The sequence below is a fragment of the Streptomyces sp. CA-294286 genome (assembly GCF_050947155.1).
Taxonomy (GTDB): Bacteria; Actinomycetota; Actinomycetes; order Streptomycetales; family Streptomycetaceae; genus Streptomyces.
In genome coordinates this window covers 953,672-976,575 of sequence record NZ_CP192004.1, presented here as the reverse complement: position 1 = coordinate 976,575, position 22,904 = coordinate 953,672, and the positions used below count along the sequence as shown (strand labels likewise).

22 protein-coding genes are annotated in these 22,904 nt (G+C 73.5%); 6 read left to right on the top strand and 16 right to left on the bottom strand.

The genetic code is table 11. The annotated features are described in order from the left end of the window. Positions 1 to 52: 52 nt before the first annotated feature. The gene (locus ACQPZG_RS04255) at positions 53 to 1,093 is read right to left on the bottom strand and encodes an NAD-dependent epimerase/dehydratase family protein (RefSeq protein WP_433544397.1); all 1,041 of its coding nucleotides are present in this window, start codon (positions 1,091 to 1,093) and stop codon (positions 53 to 55) included. Positions 1,094 to 1,319: 226 nt separating this feature from the next. After that, a complete protein-coding gene (locus ACQPZG_RS04250) occupies positions 1,320 to 2,069 on the bottom strand; it encodes an SDR family oxidoreductase (protein ID WP_433544396.1) in 750 nt (249 codons plus the stop codon). 562 nt (positions 2,070 to 2,631) lie between these two features. On the opposite strand from ACQPZG_RS04250, the gene ACQPZG_RS04245 reads away from it, so the two are divergent. Beyond that, on the top strand, positions 2,632 to 4,029 hold the full coding sequence (locus ACQPZG_RS04245; RefSeq protein WP_433544641.1) for an MFS transporter: 1,398 nt from the start codon (positions 2,632 to 2,634) through the stop codon (positions 4,027 to 4,029). Positions 4,030 to 4,111: 82 nt separating this feature from the next. On the opposite strand, the gene ACQPZG_RS04240 is transcribed toward ACQPZG_RS04245, so the two are convergent. The 11 genes from ACQPZG_RS04240 to ACQPZG_RS04190 form a co-directional block, all read right to left on the bottom strand. Further along, entirely contained in the window at positions 4,112 to 5,203 is a 1,092-nt protein-coding gene (locus tag ACQPZG_RS04240; protein WP_433544395.1) for a glycosyltransferase family 9 protein, read from the bottom strand. Between the two features lie 21 nt (positions 5,204 to 5,224). Beyond that, positions 5,225 to 6,646 (bottom strand): D-glycero-beta-D-manno-heptose 1-phosphate adenylyltransferase, encoded by a 1,422-nt coding sequence (gene rfaE2, locus ACQPZG_RS04235; RefSeq protein ID WP_433544394.1) that lies wholly within the window; start codon positions 6,644 to 6,646, stop codon positions 5,225 to 5,227. Next, entirely contained in the window at positions 6,643 to 7,317 is a 675-nt protein-coding gene (locus tag ACQPZG_RS04230) for a D-sedoheptulose-7-phosphate isomerase (RefSeq protein WP_433544393.1), read from the bottom strand. The genes rfaE2 and ACQPZG_RS04230 overlap by 4 nt, the downstream gene beginning before the upstream one ends. 226 nt (positions 7,318 to 7,543) lie before the next feature. Further along, on the bottom strand, positions 7,544 to 8,818 hold the full coding sequence (locus ACQPZG_RS04225) for a glycosyltransferase (RefSeq protein WP_433544392.1): 1,275 nt from the start codon (positions 8,816 to 8,818) through the stop codon (positions 7,544 to 7,546). Continuing rightward, a complete protein-coding gene (locus ACQPZG_RS04220) occupies positions 8,815 to 9,780 on the bottom strand; it encodes a glycosyltransferase (RefSeq protein ID WP_433544391.1) in 966 nt (321 codons plus the stop codon). The genes ACQPZG_RS04225 and ACQPZG_RS04220 overlap by 4 nt, the downstream gene beginning before the upstream one ends. Continuing rightward, the gene (locus ACQPZG_RS04215) at positions 9,777 to 10,919 is read right to left on the bottom strand and encodes a glycosyltransferase family 9 protein (protein WP_433544390.1); all 1,143 of its coding nucleotides are present in this window, start codon (positions 10,917 to 10,919) and stop codon (positions 9,777 to 9,779) included. The genes ACQPZG_RS04220 and ACQPZG_RS04215 overlap by 4 nt, the downstream gene beginning before the upstream one ends. Further along, complete coding sequence (locus ACQPZG_RS04210) at positions 10,916 to 11,617, bottom strand: D-glycero-alpha-D-manno-heptose-1,7-bisphosphate 7-phosphatase (protein WP_433544389.1); 702 nt, start codon at positions 11,615 to 11,617, stop codon at positions 10,916 to 10,918. Before ACQPZG_RS04210 ends, ACQPZG_RS04215 begins: the two co-directional genes overlap by 4 nt. Then, the gene (locus tag ACQPZG_RS04205; RefSeq protein ID WP_433544388.1) at positions 11,614 to 12,714 is read right to left on the bottom strand and encodes a glycosyltransferase family 2 protein; all 1,101 of its coding nucleotides are present in this window, start codon (positions 12,712 to 12,714) and stop codon (positions 11,614 to 11,616) included. Before ACQPZG_RS04205 ends, ACQPZG_RS04210 begins: the two co-directional genes overlap by 4 nt. Then, a complete protein-coding gene (locus tag ACQPZG_RS04200; protein WP_433544387.1) occupies positions 12,714 to 14,375 on the bottom strand; it encodes a carbamoyltransferase family protein in 1,662 nt (553 codons plus the stop codon). The genes ACQPZG_RS04205 and ACQPZG_RS04200 overlap by 1 nt, the downstream gene beginning before the upstream one ends. A gap of 232 nt (positions 14,376 to 14,607) precedes the next feature. Next, positions 14,608 to 15,570: an NAD-dependent epimerase/dehydratase family protein gene (locus ACQPZG_RS04195; protein WP_433544386.1), complete on the bottom strand. Its 963-nt coding sequence runs from the start codon at positions 15,568 to 15,570 to the stop codon at positions 14,608 to 14,610. A 323-nt stretch (positions 15,571 to 15,893) separates the two neighbouring features. Beyond that, positions 15,894 to 16,139 carry a DUF6158 family protein gene (locus ACQPZG_RS04190; RefSeq protein WP_433544385.1) on the bottom strand — a complete coding sequence of 82 codons (246 nt, stop codon included), beginning with the start codon at positions 16,137 to 16,139 and terminating at the stop codon, positions 15,894 to 15,896. 472 nt (positions 16,140 to 16,611) lie between these two features. On the opposite strand from ACQPZG_RS04190, the gene ACQPZG_RS04185 reads away from it, so the two are divergent. From ACQPZG_RS04185 to ACQPZG_RS04175, 3 genes are all read left to right on the top strand, one after another. After that, the gene (locus ACQPZG_RS04185; protein ID WP_433544384.1) at positions 16,612 to 17,028 is read left to right on the top strand and encodes a CBS domain-containing protein; all 417 of its coding nucleotides are present in this window, start codon (positions 16,612 to 16,614) and stop codon (positions 17,026 to 17,028) included. Between the two features lie 133 nt (positions 17,029 to 17,161). Next, positions 17,162 to 17,611, top strand: a complete 450-nt coding sequence (locus tag ACQPZG_RS04180; protein ID WP_433544383.1) for a DUF6098 family protein — start codon at positions 17,162 to 17,164, stop codon at positions 17,609 to 17,611. 17 nt (positions 17,612 to 17,628) lie between these two features. Continuing rightward, positions 17,629 to 18,027: a TraR/DksA family transcriptional regulator gene (locus tag ACQPZG_RS04175; protein ID WP_433544382.1), complete on the top strand. Its 399-nt coding sequence runs from the start codon at positions 17,629 to 17,631 to the stop codon at positions 18,025 to 18,027. A 139-nt stretch (positions 18,028 to 18,166) separates the two neighbouring features. Here the strand turns inward: ACQPZG_RS04175 and ACQPZG_RS04170 are convergent, their stop codons facing one another. The 3 genes from ACQPZG_RS04170 to ACQPZG_RS04160 all read right to left on the bottom strand — a co-directional run bounded on the left by ACQPZG_RS04170 (position 18,167) and on the right by ACQPZG_RS04160 (position 20,312). Continuing rightward, the gene (locus tag ACQPZG_RS04170) at positions 18,167 to 18,412 is read right to left on the bottom strand and encodes a hypothetical protein (RefSeq protein WP_433544381.1); all 246 of its coding nucleotides are present in this window, start codon (positions 18,410 to 18,412) and stop codon (positions 18,167 to 18,169) included. A gap of 95 nt (positions 18,413 to 18,507) precedes the next feature. After that, positions 18,508 to 19,101, bottom strand: a complete 594-nt coding sequence (locus ACQPZG_RS04165; RefSeq protein ID WP_433544380.1) for a hemerythrin domain-containing protein — start codon at positions 19,099 to 19,101, stop codon at positions 18,508 to 18,510. Further along, complete coding sequence (locus tag ACQPZG_RS04160) at positions 19,098 to 20,312, bottom strand: hypothetical protein (RefSeq protein ID WP_433544379.1); 1,215 nt, start codon at positions 20,310 to 20,312, stop codon at positions 19,098 to 19,100. Before ACQPZG_RS04160 ends, ACQPZG_RS04165 begins: the two co-directional genes overlap by 4 nt. Before the next feature lie 373 nt (positions 20,313 to 20,685). On the opposite strand from ACQPZG_RS04160, the gene ctaD reads away from it, so the two are divergent. Further along, the gene (gene ctaD, locus ACQPZG_RS04155; RefSeq protein ID WP_433544378.1) at positions 20,686 to 22,416 is read left to right on the top strand and encodes an aa3-type cytochrome oxidase subunit I; all 1,731 of its coding nucleotides are present in this window, start codon (positions 20,686 to 20,688) and stop codon (positions 22,414 to 22,416) included. Between the two features lie 2 nt (positions 22,417 to 22,418). Further along, positions 22,419 to 22,778, top strand: coding sequence for a hypothetical protein (locus ACQPZG_RS04150; RefSeq protein WP_433544377.1), 360 nt, complete (start codon positions 22,419 to 22,421; stop codon positions 22,776 to 22,778). Positions 22,779 to 22,904 lie beyond the last annotated feature (126 nt).

Below are 22,904 nucleotides of genomic sequence, written 5' to 3'. Positions count from 1 at the left end.
TCCCCCGCCGTACGCGGCCGTCGGCGCCGTGAGGGACCGTTTCTGCACGCGGTCACCAGGTGCACGCATGGCGCGCACCTCCCGCGGTGCCCGGCGTGGTCCTGCTGCCGCTGCCCCGGCCGTACGGGGCGGCCCGGTCGAGGAAGTACGCGACGGTGCGCGTGAGTCCGTCCGCGAGGGAGACCCTGGGCGTCCACCCGAGGAGTTCGTGGGCGAAGCCGGTGGCGGGGTGGGGTGGTTCGGGGCTTTCGTGGCGGTGCCCGGTGAAGTGCGGGCGGGCGTCGGAGCCGGTGAGGTCGAGCACCCGGCGGGCGATCTCCTGCGCGGTCGGGCCGGGGTCGCCGCCGATGTCCACCGGGCGCACCGAGCGGCTGGCGGCCACCCGGAGCACGCCGTCGACGGTGTCGTCGACGTAGCACAGCGACGGCCTGTCATTGGCGTCACCGGGCACGGTCACCGGTCCGCCGCCCAGCGCCTGCCGGATCAGGCCGGAGACCAGCAGGCCCTCCCAGGAGCCCATGCGCGGGCCGTACACCGGAAAGACGCGGGCGATGCCGGCGTCGGCCTGCGTGGCGCTCATGTACGCGGTGACCGACGCGTGTGCCGCGCGCCGGGCCCTGTCGTCCGCGCCGAGCGCCCCGTCCGGTTTCCCGTCCCGGCCGGGCGGAACACCGTGGAGGAGGCAGGTGGAGACGAGCAGGAACCGCGCGCCGTCCCGTTCGGCGAGGCCGAGCGCGTGGCGGGTGGCGAGGCTGTCCGCGCCGAGTGTCTCCGCCGGGCGGTCCAGGTCGGCCGAGGCGGGGCACCCGAAGTGCACCACGAGGTCGTACGGTCCGGCGAGGACGTCGGTGCGGCCCGGCCGCGCGAGGTTCAGCCGCAGTCGCCGGAACCCGGGGCGGTCGGCCGGGTGCTGCGCCTCGCGGACCGTGGCCGACGGCGTCTCGTCCACGCAGTCGACCGCCACGCCCGCGTCCAGCAGGCGTTCGCAGAGGTGGGAGCCGAGGAATCCGGCGCCTGCGGTCACCAGGGCGCGCTGCCACGGGAGTGGCGGCTGTGGCTGCTGTGATGCCGAGAAGAACGTCGTCGGCGTCATGGCAGGATCTCTCCTTCCGCCGTGGGAGTGGGGGGCGTGGGTTCGGGGTACGAGGAGGCGGTTTCGGGCGTCGCCCTTCCGGGCGCGGTCGTGCAGGCTCGGGCCCCGCAGGACGTACGGGGCGCGGACGGCCTGCGGCGTACGGCGGTCTGCGACGCACGGCGGCGCCGGGCGGGCGGAGCTTCAGGGGGCGGTGGGCGCACGGCGGCTTCGGGCGAGCGGCCTGTCACGGCCAGGACGGCTCCCGGCGCGGCACGACGACGAGTTCGCCCACGACGCTTCCGGCCGGCACGGACAGCGCGTACAGCACCGTGTCGGCCACGAGGTCGGGGCTCTGCAGCAGGCTCACGTCGGCGTCCGGGAAGCGTTCCATGATGAACGGCGTCTCCATGCCCCCCGCGATGATCCCGGTGACGCCGATCCCCACGCAGTCGCGCTGGGCCTCCTTGAAGAGCGTGTGCGTGAACGCGCGCAGGCCCGATTTGCCCGCCGCGTAGGGTCCCGCCTCGGTCCAGGTGCGGTTGGCCGCGGTGGACAGGATGTTCACAATGTGGCCGCCCCCGCGGGCGATCATGCGCCGGTAGGTCTCCAGGCACAGGTACATCGGCCCGAGCAGGTTGGTCTCGACGACCCGCCTCACCTCGTCGGCCGTCAGGTGCTCGATCGGCTTGGAGACGTCCACGGCGGCGTTGTTGACGAGGACGTCGGGCGTTCGGCCCGCCTCTTCCAGGCTTCTGAAAGCGGCGGCGACGCCCTCGGCGTCCCGCACGTCCATGGCCACGAAGCGGGCTTCGAGCCCTTCGCCGGTGAGCTTCTCGCACAGCTCCCGGGCCTGCTCCTCGCGGACGTCGGCGACCAGGACGCTCGCTCCGGCCTCCGCCAGCTTCCTCGCGATCGAGGCTCCGAGACCGCGGGCCGCTCCGGTGACCAGTGCGTGCTTTCCGTCGAGATCGAGCTGCGCTGCGCCGAAACCCATGCCTGTGCCCTCCGTTGCCGGTCGAGGAACGATGCGCTGCGCAACCGTTCCGCTTCCCACTGTGACGGCGGCGAGGCGGTCCGGCACCTCGGGGACGGACCTTGGCGGAGGGCCGCGGCGCAGTCCGGGTCCTCGCGAAGGGACCGGCCTTGGGGCGCGGGCGCCGAGCGGTGTGAGCAAGCCCACCACACGGGCCGAGGCCATGGGGGACAAGGCGTCCGCGTCCTTACGGCGGCGGCCGGGGCACAACCGTCCGAGGTACGGCGATTGCGTCTGCCACCATGGTCGACGCCGTACTCCGCAGGGGCTCCGCAGCGTCCACGCGTCTTTCCGCACGCCTTGACGACGACCTTCCCGCAGCACGGCGCCCCTGACAGATCCGGTGGAGTGACGGCGCGGTGCAACCGGTGCCCCGAGCAGCTCCCGCCGCCCCCCTGCCCGAGTCCCCGGGCTCGTCCGCGAATCTTCGAGTGCCCCTGTGTCTTCCGTGCCCCCCTCCGCCGCGCCCTCCCCTGCCCCGACGGCGCCGTTCCCTTCCGCCGCTTCCTCCGCGCCCGACGACGTGTGCGAACCGCCCGTAGTCGCACCGCCGCTCCCCGGACCGCCCGCTGCCGCGTCGTCGGCGGGCGGCTCGCAGTCACCGTGGCGCTCGTTGCGTTACCGCAGCATGCGCTGGTGGTCCGTCGCCAACTTCGTGTCGAACGCCGGCACCTGGATGCAGCTCACCGTGCAGAACCTGCTGGTCCTGCAGATCACGGGTTCGGCCACCGCCACCGGCCTCTCCATGTCCGTACAGGCGGCCCCGGCGCTGCTGATGAGCCTCGTCGGCGGCGCCGCCGTCGACCGCTGGCCGCGCAAGCTCACCGCCTCCGTCAGCCAGGCCCTGCTCGGCGCCGTCGCCTTCACGACGACCGCCCTGGTGGCGACGGGCGGGCTCGACCTGACCGTCCTGATGGTGCTGGCGGCCGTCACCGGCATCATCGCCACGGTCGACGGGCCCGCGTGCGCCCTGCTGGGCAACGACCTCGTGCCGCCGCAGGACGTTCCGTCCGCCATCGGCGTCGGCTCGTTGGTGCACAGCGCGGGGCGCCTGGCCGGTGCGGCGCTCGGCGGTGTCACCGTCGGCTTCCTCGGCACGGCCGCGGCCTACGCCGCCAACGGGGTGTCGTTCCTCTTCGTCGCCGCGGTCATCCCCTTCCTCCGTCCCGCGTACGGGGCGCTGCGCCAGGCCGTGCCCGAGCGGACCGCCCCCGAGCAGGCCGCCCCGGCGCGGGCCGTTCCCGCGCCGCGCGGACCCGCGCCGGTCGGCGCGGACATGACCGTCCGGCAGGGGCTGGCGTACTTCATGAAGCGGCCCCGGCTCGTGGCCCTCGCCGGTATCACCGGTGTCAGCGCGGTCTTCGGGCGGAACTACCAGCTCACGCTGGCGGTGCTGGTCACGGGACCGCTCGCCGGGGGCGCCGGGGCGTTCGGCACGGTGTCCACCGTCCTCGCCGTCGGAGGCATCATCGGTGCGGTCCTCGGCGCCCGGCTGCGACGGCCGTCCGTGCGGCTGGTGGGCACCCTGGCCGCCGCGGGCGCCCTGTTGCAGGCGGTCGCGGGCTTCTCCCCCTCGCTCGCCGTGCTGCTGGTGCTCGTCCTGCCGATGGCCGTCGTCGAGTCCGTCTCCGACACGGCGGGGACCACCGTCCTGCAGACCGATCCGCCGGTCCATCTGCGGGGCCGCGTGCTGGGCGTGTGGGGAAGCATCAGTACCGCCTGGGGCCTCGGCGGCCCGCCCGCACTCGGGCTCCTGACGGAACTGGCCGGAGCCCGGGGCGCCCTGGTGGGCGGTGGGCTGATCGTGGCCGGATCGATCGGTGCGGGCTTCCTGCTGCGCAGGTACGGGGCCGCCGTGCCCGTAGTGCTGCGCAAGGAGGCGCGGGTCCCGGCAGCGCCGGTGCTGGAGACGGCCGCCTGAACGCGGCGGTGCGGCGACGACCCCTCCCGGCGTCCGGCGGACAGCCGGACGGCACCGGCGCCCGAACCCGCCCGCCCTGGGCCTACGGCCGCGCGCCGGGGAGGGGTGCCCGAGCCGGTGCGGGCCCCGGCGGGGTCCCGGACAGGGTCTGCGGGTGGGGAAGGCCCGCTACCGCCCCCACCGCGTCCAGGACCTCGTCCGTCGTGATGCGCAGCAACCGCTCGTCGGGCTGCCGCCCGTGGGCGTCGCCGGGCCGGGTACGGCCGTCGTCGCCTTCGGGGTGCCACAGCGCCCGGTGGCGCGCGTCCGCCACCGGCCCCCACAGCCGGGGCGACACCGGGCCGAACAGCACGACCGACGGGGTGCCGAGCGCCGTCGCCAGGTGGGCGAGCCCGGTGTCCCCGACGAGGACGCAGCGGGCGTGCGCCACGAGCGCCGACAGCACGTCGAAGGGCACGTCCTGCGCCCCTCCCAGTACGGCGTCCGCCGACAGCCCCGCCCGCGCCGCCACGAACCGTGCGAGCGCGTCCTCCCCGGCGCCTGCGGTCACCACCACCCGGTGGCCACGGGCGGTGAGTTCCGCTGCCACGGCGGCGAACCGCTCCGGCGGCCAGCGGCGGGCGCCGGCGTCGGCACCGGGATGGACGACGACCGCGCCGGGCGCCGGTGAGGCGCCGTCGGGCGGCGGGATCCGCACGTCCGCGGGGTCCGCCTCGATGCCGTACCAGGACAGCAGCCGGCACCACCGGTCCCGCTCGTGCTCGTCGTCCCGCCACGCGGGTCCCGCGATGCCGGGTGTCCCGGGATGCGCGTAGGCCAGCAGCCGCCCGGGACGCAGCCGCTGGAGCAGCAGGTGGCTCGGTGGCCCGTTGCCGTGCAGGTCGACGGCGATGTCGGGGGCGGGTCCCGTCCAGGCGAGGTGGGCGGGTACCGCGCGGCCGGCGGCCGAGGTGGGCAGCAGGCGGTCCACCAGACCGGTGGCCATGGCGGGCCCGGCCAGCCGCTCCGGAGCGGCCAGCACGATCTCGTGGGCCGGCAGCTGCCGGCGCAGGGCGCGCAGCGCCGGTACGACGGCGAGCAGGTCCCCCAGCCCCAGTGCCCGCAGTACCAGCGCCCGAAGGCGGTCCGGTGCCGCGGTGTCCGCCGGCGGGAGCCGGGTGCCTTCTTCGTTCACGTGCGTTCGGTGCCTCTCGGCTCAGGGGGCGGTCGGCCCGGTCCGTGCGACGGCTGCGGCGGCCCGGCGGGCCAGCTGGGTGGTGGAGCGGCCGTCCAGATAGGGCAGGACGACGGCCTGGCCGCCCCATGCGCGCAGGGTCCGCGCCTCGGGCAGGTCCTGGACGCTGTAGTCGCCGCCCTTGACCCATACGTCCGGCCGCAGCCTGGTGAGCAGTTCCTGCGGGGTGTCCTGGGCGAAGACGGCCACGGCGTCGACGCTGCCGAGCGCCTCAAGGACGCGGACGCGGTCGGCTTCCCTGTTGAGCGGGCGTCCGGGGCCCTTGCGGCGGGTGAGCGATGCGTCGGAGTTGAGGCAGACGATCAGGCAGTCGCCGATGCGCCGGGCGCTCTCCAGCAGGCCGACGTGGCCGGCGTGCAGGAGGTCGAAGCAGCCGCCGGTGGCCACGACCGTGCCGCCGCGCGCCCGCACCCGCGCGGCGAGGGCGAACGCGTCGGTGGAGGACGTGTCGGGGACCTCGCGGTGAGCGGGCGTGGTCCGCCACAGGTCGTGGTTGCCGGCTCCGCCCGCGGAGACGAAGGCGGCGGCCTCCGCGACGGCGCGCTGGAGGGCCTCCTCGGGGAGTGCCCCGTCGGCCAGCGCGGCGGCCGTGACGGCCGCGAAGCAGTCACCGGCGCCGCACGGGTCGCCGGTCGCGCGGTAGGGCGGCGGCACGAGCATCGGCGTACCGCAGCCGGGGCTGGTCAGGAGGACGCCGCGCTCGCCCAGCGTCACGGCGACCCCCGCCGCCTGCCAGCGCTCCGCGAGTTCCGCGCCTCGCCTGGCGTACGCGCGCAGCGTGACGCCGCAGTCCTGTGCGTCGCTCCCGTCGGGGCACAGGGCGCGGGTCTCGGCCGCGTTCGGGGTGACCAGCCGCGCGCCCGCCACGGGGGCGTCGCCCTTGGGGTGCGGGTCCCACACCAGCGGGACGCGGGGGGCGAGGGCGGCCAGGTCCTCCCGCACGGCGTCGGCGGTCCGTCGCCCGTAGTCCGCGACGAGGACGGCGTGCGCCCCGGTCAGCGCGTCCCGTACGGCGGCGTCGGGCTCGCCCGGTGTGCCGCCGCCCCGGTCGACGCGCACCAGGGGGCGGCCCGAGGCGAGGACGCGCGTCTTCACCGGCAGGCTGCCCTCCAGCGGCAGCTCCACCAGCCGCACCCGGCCGCTGAGCGCGCGGCGTACGGCGTCGCTCGCGGGGTCGTCGCCCAGTGCGGTCACCAGGGTCACCTCGCGGCCGTCGCGTGCGGCCAGCGCGGCGGCGAGCCCCGCGCCGCCGGGGCGCCGCCGGTCGCCGGTGACGTCCACCACGGGGGCGGGGGCGTCCGGGGAGAGCCGGGTGGCGGTGCCTTCGACGTCCTCGTCGAGCAGGACGTCACCGACGACGACCAGCGGCTTCGGGCCGCTCACCGGAGACTTCCGTTGACGGAGACGGCGTCCGCGTCGACGGGGACCCTCTCGTGGGGCGCGGTGCGGCGGCCCGCGGCGGCCCCGGGCGGTGCGGCGAGCACCGCGTCGAAGGCTTCGCACAACAGGTGGACGGCGACGAGGTGGGTCTCCTGCACGGTCGCCGTGGTGTCGCCCTCGACGCAGAGCGCTTCCTCGGCGGCTTCGCCCAGCGGGTTGGGGCCGGGGCCGGTGAGTGCCCAGACGTGCAGTCCGGCGGCCCGGCCCGCCAGCGCGGCCGCGATCAGGTTGGCGCTGCGGCCGGACGTGGACAGCAGGAGCAGGACGTCGCCGGGCCTGCCGTGGGCGGAGACCTGCCGGGCGAACACGTGGTCGAAGCCGTAGTCGTTGCCGATGGCGGTCATGCTGGAGGTCTCCGCGTGCAGGGAGATGGCCGAGTAGGCCGGCCGTTCCCGCTGGTAGCGGCCCACCAGTTCGGCGGTCAGGTGCTGTGCCTGGGCGGCGCTGCCGCCGTTGCCCGCCGCCAGCAGCCGGCTTCCGGCGGGCAGTGCGGCGGCGAGCCGGCCGCCCCAGTCCGCGATCCGGCCGAGGCCGTCACGGCACAGCAGGCCGAGCGCTCGCTCCAGGGACCGGCAGTGCAGTTGCGCGGCGTCGAGTGCAGGGGATTCGCTCATACGGATCGGGCGTACCGCGCCTCGGGGGCGGCGGGCCCGCACCTCCTTCGGGTGTCGGTGCTTGACGATCGGTCGGCGGCGGTGGGTTCGGTACGGGCCTGCGCACCGGGCTGTCAGGTGCGTGCCTCACCCGGCCGGCGGTTCTCACCCGGCCGGTGGTTCGGTGGGTGCCGCACCGGACGGACGGTTCGGTACGGCCGCCCGGCCGGACCGTCCGGTACGTGCCTCACACCGCGCCGACCCCCGTCACGCGGGGCAGGGCGTCCAGGACTTCGCAGTAGGCCGCCTCGGTGGCCGCCGCCACCTGCCCCCAGCCGTAGCGGCGCAGGACCCTGCGCCGGCCGGCCGCGCCGCACGCCTCGCGCAGCGCCCGGTCGCCGAGCAGTTCGAGGACGGCGCGGGCCAGGGCCTCGGGGTTCCCCGGCTCCACCAGGCGGCCCGTCACCGGGTCCGCCACGGTGTCGAGCTGCCCGCCGACGGCGCTGGCGACGACCGGTCTGCCGCACGCCATCGCCTCCAGCGGCACGATGCCGAACGGTTCGTACTCCGCGGGGCACAGCACGACGTCGGCCGCGCGCATGAGCGCGGGCACCTGGGCGCTCGGGACGCCCCCGGCGAAGCGCACCCGGTCGGCGACGCCCGCCTTCCGGGCGAGTGCGCGCAGTCTGCGGACCTCGGGGTCCTCGTCCAGCCGGTCGGCGGGCGGGCCGCCGACCACGAGCAGTTCCGTCTCGGGCAGCCGGGCCAGCGCGGCGATGGAGACCGCCGCGCCCTTGCGCGGCACGAGGCGGCCCAGTTGGAGCACCTGGTGCCGGTGGGTGCCGCGCGGGGCGGCCGGTCCGCGGGGGGTGAACAGTTCCGTGTCGACGCCGCACGGCACGACGCCCGCCTTGGCGGCGGGAATGCCCATCCTGCCCAGTTCCGCGACCTCGTCCCGGCAGGTGGCGATGATCCGGTCGCAGCCGTGCCCCAGTTCCGTCTCCAGTGCGATCCGCTGGGGCGGGCTGGGGTCGGCGCGTTGCTGGTGTCGCCTCTTGACAGTGCCGAGCGCGTGATACGTGTGCAGCAGGGGAAGGCCGAGTTCGCGGGTGGCGCGCAGCGCGGCCAGACCGGACATCCAGAAGTGCGAGTGCACCACGTCGGGCAGCGCACCGCTCCAGGTGCGCGCCAGGTAGCGGCCGAACTCCGGCATGTGGGGCAGCAGTTCGTCCTTGGGGATCTGGGCGTGCGGGCCCGCGGGCACGTGGTGCACGTCCACTCCCGCACACAGGGGAACGCGTACGGGCGGACCGGGAGAGTCACGGCGGGTGTAGACGGTCACCCGGTGGCCGCGGTCGGCGAGCGCGCCGGCGAGGCAGGCGACGTGCACGTTCTGGCCGCCCGCGTCGACGCCGCCCAGGGTGGCGAGCGGACTGGCGTGTTCCGAGACGAGGGCGATGGAGAGCGCTCCGGGATCGCGGGGCTCCGCGTCGAGAGCCGCCGGGTCGAGGGTCGAGGTCATGAGGTCGCCTCCGTCAGCACACGCTCCCAGTCGTCGAGGAAGCGTTTGAGTCCGTACCGTTCGAGAGCGGCCTGGCGGGCGCGCGCGCCGTCCTCGGCCGCGGCCTCCGGCTCCCGCAGGTAGTGCCGGACCGCGCGGGCGAGCACCTCGGGGCGGGTGGAGAGTGTGCCCGTGCCGGGTGTGACGGCCTCGACGGCCTCGGTGGTGGCGAGGGCCACGACCGGCATGCCCAGGTGCATGGCCTCCAGCAGCGAGAGACCCAGGGACGTCCAGCGCACCGGGTGCAGGTACAGGCGTCGCTGTGCGAGTGCCGCGTGCAGTTCGCTCTGCGGGAGGTCGGCGGTGCGACAGCGGTCCTCGGGGACGCCCAGGTGCGCGGCGAGGCCCTCGGTCCGCATCCCGAAGACGTCGAGGGGCGCCGCCTCGCTCAGCGCGGGAAGGAGGTCGGTGCCGGTGTGACGGCCGCGGCGCACCGGCTCGTTGACGACGACGGCGGCCCGGGCGAGGTGGCCGGTGTACTGGTGGCCCGGGTCGACGATGCCGTGCTCGATCACCTCGGTGCGGGTGGTGCCGTTGTCCCAGAAGAGCCGGTTGAAGTGCGTGACGTGCACGAGCGTCAGGTCATCGCGGTCGGCGCACGGGTGGCGGGTGCGCGGCACGTCTCCGTCCGGGGTGTTGTGCTCCAGGTACACCGCGGGAAGGTCCCGTCCCGGACGCCGTCCGCCCAGCCAGCGTGCGGCCAGTTCCGCTTCGTGCGGACGCTGGAGGAGGACCAGGTCCACGTCCGCGTCGCGCAGTTCACCGGGCGTGACCTCGCGGACCGGGTCGGGCCAGGCGAACGTGCGCGCGCGACCGAGGCCGTCGGGTCCGCGGTCCGGTGTCACGGGGACGAGGTAGGTGTGCGGCCCCTGCACGAACGAGGTCGTCCAGGAACCGTGCACGTGCCACAGCAGGATGTTCATACGCTCGCTCCTCGTTCCGTGCCGGGCGGACGGCCCGTTCCGGTCGGCGGGTGGGACAGGGACGCCGTCGGCGGGGACGGCGACGCGTTCGGACGCGGGTGCGTCCGGGGGCTGGTGGTGCCGTCGGCGAGCATCGCCACGGCGGCGAGCACCTCGGCGTCGCCGACGCCGTCGAGGCAGGGGTGGCCGGGCAGCGGGCAGTTCCGCGCCCTGCTGTCCGCGCACCCCTCGCGCTGGTCGCCGAGCAGGACGTGGGGTACGCCGTACGGGCCCCAGCGCTCGGCCGGCACGACCGGCGCGAACAGGCTGGCGACGGGTGTTCCGACGGCGGCGGCGAGGTGCGCGGGCCCGGTGTTGCCGACCACCGCGACCCGCGCCCCGGCGAGTACGCCCGCCAGTTGCCGCAGACCGGTGGTTCCGCCGAGGTCGAGGGCGTGCCCCGCCGCGACCCGCGCGGTCAGCTCGCGCTCCGCGGGCCCGCCGGTGACCACGACCCGGTGCCCGGCGGCGGCGAGGGCCGCCGCGGCGCGGCGCGCCCGGTCGGGACTCCAGGCGCGGGCGGGCACGGCGGCCCCCGGATGGAGCACGACGTAGGGTTCGCCACCGGTCAGTGCGGTGGTGTCGGGCGGTGTCGCCACGCGCAGCGCCCTGTCGTCGCCGGGCGGCAGCGGGAAGCCGCAGGCGCGGGCGAGGTCCAGGGCCGCCGAAGCCTCGTGGCGGTGCGGCAGCCGGTGGTGGCGCAGGTCCAGGAGGGAGCCGGGGTAGTCCTCGCTGTCGGCGGCCGTCCAGGCGACGCCCGCCAGTTTCAGGAGCAACGCCACCGGCAGCGGGCTCTGGTGGTAGGAGACGAGGATCAGGGCGCGGTCGAAGCGGCCGGCCCGCACCGTGTCGAGCACCTGTCGCGTCGCTTCCCGCGTGACCCGCGCCGGGTCCAGTCCGACCCACGGGGCGTCGTACACCAGGACGTCGTCGACGCCGGGCAGGAGTGCCCCCGCGTCGGCGCCCTGGGGTCCGCAGAGCAGCGCGGTGTACGAGGAGCCGGCCGCCACGGCACGGACGGCGGGCCCGGCCAGCAGCACGTCGCCCGCACTGTCGAGGCGTACGACCAGGGTGCGCGGAGGGCGGGGGGCGCCGGTCATCGCCGCGCCTCCGTTCCCGGCGGGCGGGCGGGCGTCGCCGTGCGGGGCGTCCGCGGTGGGTCGAGGGCCAGGTGGACGGCGGCGAGGAGGTTCGGAGCCACGGCGTCCGCGTCCTCGGTCTCCTCGGCGCGGGTGACCGCGGTGGGCACCAGTACGCCACGGGCGCCGGCGGCGCGGGCGGCGAGAACGTCGGCGCCGATGTCACCGATGACGACCGTGCGTGCGGGGGGCACGCCGAGGCGCGCGCACGCGGCGAGCACCAGTCCGGGCGCCGGTTTGCGGCAGGCGCAGCCGTCGCCGGGTCCGTGCGGGCAGACGGCCCAGACGCCGAAGGGGCCCAGCAGTTCCTCCACGCGCCGCCGTACCGCGTCGACCTGGGCCGCGGTCAGCAGGCCACGGGCGACTCCCGACTGGTTGCTCACGACGCCGAAGGGGACGCCCGCCGCGCGTACGGCGTCGACGGCGTCCCGCGCGGTGGGCGTGAGTTCCACCAGTGCCGGGTCGCCGTTGTAGGGCACGTCCTCCACGAGGGTGCCGTCGCGGTCGAAGAGGACCGCCGCCGGGAGTTCCCGGTCGCCGTGCGGCTTCGCCCCGGCTCCCGGGGCCGGTGCCGTGCCGCGGGGGCCGTCGAGCAGCCAGGGGCCGTCGCCTCCGGTGTGAAAGCCCTCTCGCCGGCCTGTTGCGGGGGTCCCGTTCATCGGCGCACCCGTTCCTCGGGGGCCCGCAGGACCGGCGGCCCCGGGCTGCGGCCGGGTCCGGCTCCGCGCACCTGGAGCGGCTGCGCCTCCCGGTGGGCCAGCTGTCCCCGCAGCCAGTGCCAGACGGCGGCAGGCGGAATGAGGACGCTGGTCAACGCCATGGTGGTCACTTCGTCGCGGTGCCGGGGCCCCGGCAGGATCCGGGCGAGTGCGAATTCGGTGGTGCCGGCCAGCCAGAGCGCGGCGAAGGCGGAGGCCGCCCCGGGCCTGCGCAGGAGCGTGCAGGCGAGCGTCCCGGCCGCCGCCGCGGTCACGGCAAGGTGGCGGGGCAGCCGTCCGCGGGGCGCGGCGGCGCGGGTCCACCAGTGGGGCCCGTGCAGCCGCGTCATGAGCACGTCGTCCGCGTTGCCCGCCTGGAGGCGCAGCGAGATCCAGCGGTCGGCCGGGCGCACCGGATGGGCGGTGGAGCGTCTTCCCGCGGCCACCGTCCAGCCGGCGGCGAGTACGCGCAGCGCGAGGTCGGCGTCTTCCCGAAACGCGCGGCGGAACCGCTCGTCGAAGCCTCCGACGGCCTCCAGCGCCTCGCGCCGGTAGGCCATGTCGGCGGTGATCCACCGGGCGGTGGCGAGGCCGGCGGTGTTGCGTTCCCAGTCGGTGGGCCTGCGGTCCTCGGGCAGGGGCACGTCGATGCGGGCGGTGACCGCCGCGTCGCGCGGCCTCGCCGCGCGGAGGTCGGCGGCGAGCTCGTCGCCCCAAGCGGGCCCCGGGACGACGTCGTCGTCCAGGAAGACGATCCACGGCACGTCACCGGCCGCCCGCCATCCGGTGTTGCGGGCCGCGGCGGGACCTGCGGCCCGGCCGCCCACCACGGTGGTGACGGAGGACAGGGACGGCGGGACGTGGTCCTCCAGCGGTGGCCCGCCGTGCGGTCCCGGCCGGTCGTCGACGAGGATCAGCCGGTCCGGCTTCGGTCCGGCGGCCTCGGCCAGCGCGTGCAGCGTCACCCGCAGACTGGGCCGTCCCAGGGTGGGCACGACCACCGCGTACGGGTCTGCGGCCCGGCCGGTGCCGCCGGTCCGCTTCGGGCGTGTGGACATCAGGCACCGCCGCCCTCGGAGGACCGGTAGAGGTCCTGGCGGCGGATGGCGTACGGGCCGATGGCCAGCAGGTCGACGGGAGAGGAGCCGAAGCACTCCAGCGCGTCGCGCGGGTCGTCCACCATCGGGCGGCCCGCCGTGTTCAGGCTCGTGTTGACGACGACCGGCAGGCCGGTGAGCTCCTCGAACTCGCCGAGCATGCGGGCCACCAGGGGTTCGTGCGCCGGGTCCACGGTCTGGATGCGGGCCGTCCCGTCGACGTGGACGACCGCCGGGATACGGTCCCGCCATGCCGGGGCCACGTCGTGCACGAACAGCATGTACGGGCTGGGCATCGGGCCGTCGAAAATCTCCGGAGCGCGGTCGGCGAGCACCATCGGGGCGACGGGACGGAACTGCTCGCGGCCCTTGACGTCGTTGAGCCGTTCCAGGTTGCCCGCGTGCCCGGGGTGCGCCATGAGCGAGCGGTGGCCGAGTGCCCGGGGGCCGTATTCGGACCGGCCCTGGAACCAGGCGACGATCCGGTTGTCCGCCAGCGCCCGCGCCACGGTCGCGGCGATGTCCGCGGGGCGCTCGAAGGTGACGGCGGCCGTCTTCAGCAGGGCCCCCAGTTCGGCGTCCGACCAGTCGCGGCCCAGGTCGGCGCCGGTCATCGGCTCCGGCCGGACGCCCCCGTCCGCGGTGAGCAGCAGCGCGCTGCCCAGTGCCGTGCCGGCGTCACCCGCCGCGGGCTGCACCCACACCCGGTCGAAGGGGCCCTCCCGGGCGATCCGGGTGTTGGCGACGCAGTTCAGGGCGACGCCGCCGGCGAGCGTGAGCACGCTGTCGTGCGTCTTGCCGTGCAGCCAGCGCGCCAGGTCCAGCAGGGTCTCCTCAAGGACCGCCTGGGTGCTGGCGGCCACGTCCGCGTGCTCCTGCGTCCACGGTTCGTCGGCGCCGCGCGGCGGGCACAGCTCGTGCCACGGCACGGCGGTGGCCCGAAAGCCCCCGTCGCCGGTCGGGTACACGTGCCGGCGCAGTTCGGGCAGCATCCGCGGGGTGCCGTGGGAGGCGAGGGCCATCACCTTGAACTCGTCGGAGGAGCGCAGGAACCCGAGGTGCTGCGTGAGTTCTTCGTAGACCAGGCCGAGGGAGTGCGGCAGGTCCTGGGAGTACAGCGGTTCGAGCTTGTCGCGCACGCGTCGTGCGGCGAGGTGCGAGGCCCGCTCGCCGCGGCCGTCCAGCACCAGTACCGAGGAGTCCTCCGCGTCCGGCACGGCGAAGGCGCTCGACGCCGCGTGGGCCATGTGGTGCGGTACGAACCGGACGATCCCGGGGTCCAGTCCCGGCAGGGCGGTCCTGAGGAAGTTCGGCGCCTCCCTGGCGTACGTCTGGCGCAGGTGGTCCCAGGGGTCGTCGAGTCCCATGGCGTCGGCGGGCCTGGCCAGGGCGGGATCGTAGGAGTAGGCGACCGCGTCGAGGTCCTGGGGCCGCAGGCCGGCTCTGCGCAGGCACCAGGCGGCGGCCTGCTCGGGCAGTTCCCAGGCCGAGAACGGCAGCGGCCGTTTCCCGTGCTTGCGCCGGGAGAACCGTTCCTCCTCGGCGGCGGCAACCGTTCGGCCGTCGATCACGAGGGCGGCGGCGGGGTCGTGGAAGAGGGCGTTGATTCCTAGGACGCGCATGGGGTGTCCGAGATTCTGTCGAGGGTTCGTGGCACGTGCCGGTGTACGGTCCTGCGCGGTCGCGCGACCGCGGCACGGACATGACCGAATGGAGTCCGCGCGGTGGTTCTCGCGCGGCGAGCGGCGCGGTCGACGCGCCACCGAGGGGTGGGAGGAGCACTCCGCCGATCGGCAGGGGTGAACGCACCGACGGCCGGCGGAGCGCGGCGCCACGTGTGCGCCGCGCGGCCGATCAGCGTTCCGCTGTGGCGCGGAACCAGTCGATGGTCCGCCCCAGGCCCTCCCGGGCCGCCACTTCCGGTTCCCAGCCGAGCTTGTCGCGCGCCAGGGTGATGTCGGGGCAGCGGACGGCCGGGTCGTCCGTCGGCCGGGCGATGAAGCGGATCTCCGAGCGGGACCCGGTGAGTTCGATGACCAGGCGCGCCAGTTCGAGCATCGTGATCTCGGTGGGGTTTCCGATGTTGACGGGGCCGCGCATCTCGTGAGCGGCTGCCGCGAGGATGCCGCGCACGGTGTCGTCGACGTAGCACAGCGAGCGGGTCTGGTTCCCGTCGCCGGTGACGGTCAGGGGCTCCCCGTCCAGCGCCTGCCGGACGAAGGTGGGCACCGCCCTGCCGTCGTGTCCGCGCATCCGCGGGCCGTAGGTGTTGAACAGCCGCACGATGGCGGTGTCGGTGCCTTTCGCGTCGGCGTGGGCGGTGGTCAGGGCCTCGCCGAAGCGCTTCGCCTCGTCGTACACGCTGCGCGGTCCGACCGGGTTGACGTGTCCCCAGTACCGCTCGTTCTGCGGGTTCTGCTGCGGGTCCCCGTACACCTCCGACGTCGAGGCGAGCACGAAGCGGGCGTCGGAGCGGTGCGCCAGGTTCAGGGCGTTGCGCGTGCCGAGACTGCCGGTGTCCAGGGTGTGCAGGGGCAGCCGCAGGTAGTCGGTCGGCGACGCCGGCGAGGCGAAGTGCAGGACGAGATCGGGTCGGCGCTCGACGGTGAACTCCTCGGCCACGTTCGCCCGTACGAGCTGGAAGCCGGGACGGTCCAGCAGCGGCGCCAGGTTCTCCCGGCGTCCCGTGCTGAAGTCGTCCACGCAGGTCACGGCCGTTCCTTCAGCCAGCAGGGCGGCGCACAGATGCGAACCGACGAAACCGCCGCCGCCGGTGACGACGGCGTGCTCCCACTTCCCTGGCGAAGCTGTGGTCATCCGAATCTCCTCCGTACGGGGGACGGCGCGCCGCGGCGCCGGCCTCCGGTCGTCGAGTGCGCTCAGGACCGCCGAGTTCCCGATCAGCCTCTGTCATCCGTGCACGGACGGCTCGACGGGACGGGGCATACGGGTGACCGCGCCGGGCCGGGCCTCCTGGCACACGCGCCCACGCGCGCACGGCCCCGAGCGCCCCCGGGCACGCGCGATGCCCGCTGCCACCGCGCTCGGGGCGCGGTGGCAGCGGGCATCGGTCGTGCCGGGTGCGGTCTCTTCCGGAGCGGGAATGCCTGAGACCGCGCGGAGGGGCGCGGCTCCGTCCGTCAGTCGTTCTCGCCGGTACGGGCGCGGGCGCCGGCGCGGGTGCGGGACGAGCTCTGGGCGCGCTGCGGGTGACGGCGTACGTACTCGCGTTCCAGCTCGTTCATCCGTTCCGTATGCGTCGACAGGGCGTCGTCCGACGCGTGCAGCAGGGTTTCGTGCCGCGTGCGGTGGATGGCCTCCAGTTCCTTCAGAAGCTGTCCGTCCTCCAGGTTCCGGGCCGACGGCCCGCCCTCGTGCACGGTCATCTCGGATGCGACTCCTTCGCCTCGACAGGTGCGGGCCGGCGGTGGACGTCGTGCCGGCCCCTTCCGCCTCCGATCTCATCCTGCCCCGTGGCGCGGCCCTGCGCACAGGAAGCCGTGCCCGGTATGTCCACGCGGCCGGCGTGTCCGGGCGCGGCCGGCGGCGGGCTGCGGCACGCACCTCGTGCACCGCGAGCACCTCGCCAGGGGGGCGCAGGCGGCCGTGCCCGTGCGACACGCACGACCGGCCCGTACGACCGGCCCGTACGACCCCCGCGGCGGTCGGCCCGGATGCTCCCCCTGCGGAATCGGCACCCGCCCCCAAGGGGCCGACACCCTCACCCACAGCAGGGCGAATTGTCATGAGTTATGCATCGCGGTCGCCGGGGAACGAGTGTCACGTCATGTTCAGCGAACACACCCGTCGCGGAGGGCCTCCGCGGGCGACGGTGGCACAGAAATGGGGAATGTCCCGATGACGAAGGCGCGCGACATCATGACCGGCAACACCGAATGTGTCGGAGCGGACGAGACCGTGCTCGACGCCGCCCGCAAGATGAAGGATCTGGGCGTGGGGGCCCTGCCGATCTGCGGAACCGACAACAAGCTCAAGGGCATGCTCACCGACCGCGACATCGTCGTGAAGGTCCTGGCCGCGGGGAAGGACCCCGCCACCTGCCCGGCCGGTGAGCTGGCGCAGGGCGAAGCGGTGACCATCGGCGCGGACGACGACGCCCAGGAGATCCTGCGCACGATGACCGCGCACAAGGTGCGTCGGCTGCCGGTGATCGACGGCCACGACCTGGTCGGCATGGTCGCCCAGGCGGACGTGGCCCGTTCCCTGCCCGATCCGCAGGTCGGGGAGCTGCTGGAGGCGTTGTCCACGGACTGACGCACCGACGCCCCAGGGCCCGCCGTCCGTCGTTTCCGCCCGGAGACCGCGGCATCCGTCGGGAGCGACGGCAGGGCCCGCGCCCGGAAGACACCGACACCTGGCGCCCACAGCGGCCGACGACCGAGGACTCATGAGCGACGCGGAGATGACCGTCTTTGCCACGCTGGCCGACTTGACGCAGTTGGTGAGCGGCGACCGGGGCCTGTACGTGCGCTGGTCGCGCGGCCCCTCGCCGGACCTGGGCTCGGTCTCCAGCAGGGACGACCTCACCGGCGTGCCCCTGCCCGGACTGTCGGTCAATTCCCTCGACGTCGCCGACTGGTGGGGCGAGCGGCCCGTGCACGTCTGGGTGGCGCGACGGCTCTACGACTACTCGCACCTGCCACGCCTCAAAGGGGCGTTCACGCGCCCCTGGGTGCTGCGCGGTGTCGAGACGGGCAGGGGCCCGGACAACGAGCCGCTGGTCAACGAGGTCGTACCGCTGGGCTGGATCGAGCCGTCGGTCATCGCCGAGGCCAACGAGGTGATCACCAGCCTGCCGGGAAGCTGGGGCCCGGTGTGCCGACACAACGGGTTCTGACCCCAGGGAGTCACCGCATGTACGCACGCACGCGGTACGGATGTGAGGAGAGCGTCGTGCCGGATGACCTCGGGTCGCAGGAACTGCATGAGCAACTCGCCGCGCAGGCCGAGGTGTTCCGGCGACGCGCGGCCTCCGCCGAGGCAGTGATGGCGGATCTCCGGGCCGACTGCGACCTCGACGCGGCGGACGCCGCCTCGACCCGCGCCGCCCTCGCGGAGGAACACGGCCGCGCCGAAGAAGCGCGCCGGCAACTCGCCCGCACGACGGCTGCCCTGCACCGCTTGGACGAGGGCACGTTCGGACTCTGCGCGACCTGCGGCGCCGCCATCGACCCCGAGCGGCTCCTCGCCGTGCCGCACACCCGGTGGTGCGTCGCCTGCCGCCGTGACGCGGAGGACCGCCCCGCGAGGTGAACGGCGACCCCACCCCGCACGGGTGCCGCACCACGGTGGGGCGGCCGAGCCGGGGACATCGCCAAGCCGGCAGTCACCCGTCCGCACGAGCGACGCCCGTCCCGGCGCGAGGGGCGGCCCACCCGATCGTCCAGCGTCCTCAGCCGCCGAGCTTGCCGACCGCGTCGTCCAACGACGCCGCCATCAGGGCGAGGTCCTGCGCGGTGGGACGCGTGGTGCCCAGTCGGTCCACCAGGTCCGCCCGGGTCAGCACCACCACCGCCCCACGGAGGTCGTCGCCGTCCAGGGCGGCTGGTCCGGCCACCCTGGCGCGGCCTTCCAGCAGGACGAGGGCACAGTCGTCCGCCGAGTCCAGCAACTCGCGGACCAGAGTCTCGCCGATCATCACGTGTTTCCCTCCTTGTTTCCGCTCTCGCTTCGCGTCGCCCGTGTTCGCGCGGACGGCCCGCCCCGGAGGGCGGGCCGTCTTCGTCACGCGGTTCAGCCGTCCTTGCCCATGGCCTGGCGAACAGCGTCCTTGGTGCGGTCCATCAGTGCGGCGACGGGTCCCAGCGCCATGTTGGCCGCTGCCGACTCGACTCCCGGGTGGGGGCGGGTGGGAGCCACCGCCTCTGCCGCCTTGACGGCCTTGGCCATCGCAGCCAGGTGGGTGACGTCGGTGCTGCGCCGGATGTGGGTGAACTCGTAGCGTTCCTCGGCCCGGGCGTGCGCCTGCACTTCCGCGCGCAGCTTCAGCAGCTGCGGCATGAATTTCGGGTCGTCCGTGTCCAGGTCGTCGAGGGCCGCCAGCGTCTCCTTGGCCGCCTTCTCCTCCGCCAGCCGGTCGTCGGCGACCTGCCCGCCGCCTGCCAGGTTCTGCCGGGTGAAGGGATGGACGACCTCCTCCTCGGCCGTCTCGTGCACGGCCAGCAGGCGCACCAGCCGACGGAACGCGTTGCGGCGCTCGTCTCCCTTGGTGGCCTCGACCTCGTCGAAGAGGTTGCGGATGTCACCGTGCTGGCGCATCAGCAGGGACACGACATCGGTGTCGGGAGCGTGGTCGTCCCCGGCGTGGGGGGTCCGGAGGTCGCTCATGCCCCGGCACCGCCCTTCTCCCGCTGCGAGGGGTCGGGGTGCTCGCCCTCGGTCTCGACCCGGTACTCGCGGCCGAACATCGCGTCGTGCTCGACGATGACCCGGTCGCTGGGGGGCGCCTCGCCACCGTGGATGTCCTCCTGCATCTTCTCGAACCGCTCGTGCGCGTCCCGCACGTAGCCCGCGCCGAGCGTGGTGAGGTCCATCTGCGTGTCCAGCAGTTCCCGCAGATAGGCCTTGTTGGGCTCGAAGGTGAGCACGTTCGGCAGCTCGGGCGCGAGGACGGACTCGGGGTCGCGGCCGTCGTGGCGGCGCATCAGGTCGCAGGCGACGTGGAGGTGTTCCAGCTCCATGTTGAGGTGGAGCTCCCAGATGGCCTTCACCCTCGGGTCGCTCTCCTGCTCCATGAAGGAGTGGTAGAGGTAGCACTCGTTGTACTCGTGGTTGACCAGCTGCTCCCACCACGTCTCGCCCGGGTCGACCAGCGACTCGTAGTGGGTGACGTGTTCCTCCTCGATGAGCCCGATCTCCTGGTAGAGCTGGCGGGCGATCGGCTCCATGTAGGTGGGGCCGGTGTTCATGTAGAAGTTCATCGTCTGCTGCTCCGCCGACATGATCGTCAGTGCGTGCAGCTTCGAGAGCGGGTTCGTCTCGTCCTTCACGTACGGGTCCCGCACGTTGTCGACGGGGTTGCGGTGGTGGAAGCGCGTCGGGCGGCCCGGCATCACTTCGGTGAGGCCGTCGACGATCGCGTCGGCCTTGCGGTGTTCGATCATCTCGTACAGGTTCGCGTACCGGTACAGGTGGTCGAAGTCCTCCAGCACACCGAACTGGTACGCCTGCTTCAGGTACGGGTCCGGCTCCATCCGCGCCACCCACGCCGTCAGGTCGACCGCCACCTGCTCGTAGGCGATCGTCGTCTCCAGCACCGACGAGACGCCCGGCAGCAGCCAGTTGACCACCTTCTGCTGCTGTGCCTCGATGTAGCGGGTCCGGGCCAGAAGCCTCTTCACCTCCGGGTCCTTGGTGTGCCGGGCGAGCTGGTGACTGAACATGATCGCCTCGACCTCGATGCCGTTCATCGTGATGATGCGGCACCGGGTGTACGGGTCACAGTGGTCCGGGTCGATCGGCTTCACGTTCAGTTCACGCCAGTTGCGCAACTGCCGGTCCAGTGGAATTCCGCGCTGCTCAAGCGGATTGAAGGACACGCCGCACTCCTCAAAGGTCGGTCTACGGACAGAAAGCCGGAGTACCCCCGCAACCTCATCCCAATCCGCTTCCGCGGAGGGCACCGACTGCCCATGCTTCGCCCGCCCGCCGGAATGCGCTCCCATGACCAGGCAGACGGGTGTACGGAAAGCCGGGTGGCGTAACGCCGACCGCAACACGCGGTCGCACGGTCCTTGCGGGCGGGCGAGAGGCCGCTTCCACCACCCCGCGCACTCGGGCGCCGTTGCGGGACCCGGCATTGCCGAAAAGCACGCGTCGGCCATGCCGGTGACGTTTCCTCAGGTCGCGTTTGTGGGCGTGGCGGCAGGGTACTCCGCTGCCGCTTCGTTCGTACTCGCGCTGGGAATACGTATGACCTTGCAAACCGAGACCGAGAACACCGCGCCCGTTCCGGTGAAGGGCCGCGGTCTGGGCGCGGTGGTCATCAACTGGCTGACCACCACCGATCACAAGAAGATCGGCCACCTGTACCTGATCACCTCCTTCACGTTCTTCCTCTTCGGCGGGGCGCTGGCCCTTCTGATGCGGGCCGAACTCGCCCGTCCCGGAATTCAGCTGATCTCCAACGAGCAGTACAACCAGTCGTTCACCATGCACGGCACGGTGATGCTGCTGCTGTTCGCCACCCCGACGTTCGCCGGGTTCGCCAACGCCATCATGCCGTTGCAGATCGGCTCGCCCGATGTGGCGTTTCCGCGGCTGAACATGCTCTCCTACTGGCTGTTCCTGTTCGGCGGCCTGATCGTCGTGGCCGGGATGTTCACCAGCAACGGAACCGCCGACTTCGGCTGGACCGCCTACACCCCGCTCAGCGGGCAGGAGCGCTCGCCCAGCGTCGGCGCCGACATGTGGATCATGGGCCTGGCCCTGTCCGGCTTCGGCACCATCCTGGGCGCCGTCAACTTCATCACCACCATCATCTGCATGCGCGCTCCTGGCATGACGATGTTCCGGATGCCGATCTTCACCTGGAACGTGCTGCTCACTTCGGTGCTCGTCCTGCTGGCCTTTCCGGTGCTGGCCGCGGCCCTGCTCGTACTGGAATCGGACCGGCGTTTCGGCTCGCACGTCTTCGCTCCGGAGAACGGCGGAAGCCTGCTCTGGCAGCACCTGTTCTGGTTCTTCGGACACCCGGAGGTCTACATCCTGGCGCTGCCGTTCTTCGGCGTGGTCACCGAGATCCTCCCGGTGTTCTCACGGAAACCCATCTTCGGCTACGTGGGACTGGTGGGCGCCACCATCGCGATCACGGGGCTTTCGGTGACGGTGTGGGCTCACCACATGTTCGCCACCGGAGCGGTCCTGCTGCCGTTCTTCTCCTTCATGACGTACCTGATCGCGGTGCCGACCGGGGTGAAGTTCTTCAACTGGATCGGCACCATGTGGAAGGGGTCCATCAGTTTCGAGACGCCCATGCTGTGGGCGGTCGGGTTCCTGGTGACGTTCCTGTTCGGCGGGCTGACCGGCGTCATCCTGGGCTCGCCGCCGCTGGACTTCCACGTCACGGACTCCTACTTCGTGGTGGCGCACTTCCACTACGTGCTGTTCGGCACGATCGTCTTCGCGATGTTCGCCGGATTCCACTTCTGGTGGCCCAAGATGACCGGCACGATGCTCGACGAGCGACTCGGCAAGATCCATTTCTGGACGCTCTTCGCCGGCTTCCACCTGACCTTCCTGGTCCAGCACTGGCTCGGCGCCGAAGGCATGCCGCGCCGCTATGCCGACTACCTCGCGGCCGACGGCTTCACCGCCCTCAACACGCTCTCCACCATCGGCTCCTTCCTGCTCGGTCTGTCCACCCTGCCGTTCCTCTACAACGTGTGGAAGACGGCGAAGTACGGCGAGCGCATCGAAGCCGACGACCCCTGGGGATACGGCCGCTCCCTGGAATGGGCCACCTCCTGCCCGCCGCCGCGCCACAACTTCACCACCCTGCCCAGGATCCGCTCCGAATCCCCCGCCTTCGACCTGCACCACCCCGAAATCACCGCCCTCGACCAGGCCCGTTTCACCGGTCAGCGCGACGTCCTGGAACCGGACGACAACATCGGCACGACGTTCGGCGGGAAAGAGAAGTGAGGATGCGGGACCGCGAGCAGAGCGACCGCGAGACGGCGGCGGGCATCAGCCGACTGGAGGGGTACCTTCTGGGCCAGGCAGAAATCCAACGGGCCCGGTCGCAGGGCGAGGACTTCGCGGGACGCCTGCCCTGGCTGACCACCGCCCAGCACGAGGAGGTGGCCCGGCAGTACGCCCGGGACCGTCTCGCCACGACCAGGCAAGCACTGGCCGCCGTCCACGCACGCCAGGCGGAGCTGCGGGAGGAGTACACCGCCCGCTACCAGGCCCTGCGGCAACAGTTGCTGTGCCGTTGCGTAGCCCTGCTCGTCACGGCGCTCGCCCTGTGCTGCAGCACCGTTCTCCTCGTCGCACTGCGGTGATCACCGTCCGGCGGGGCACTCGGCACCCCGCCGGACCTCCGCCGGGGTGAGGTCGCCGCTCGCACGTGGTGATCGTACGCCGGTCATCGGAATTCCGTGACCGGGCACACGAGACTCTCCCTCGGG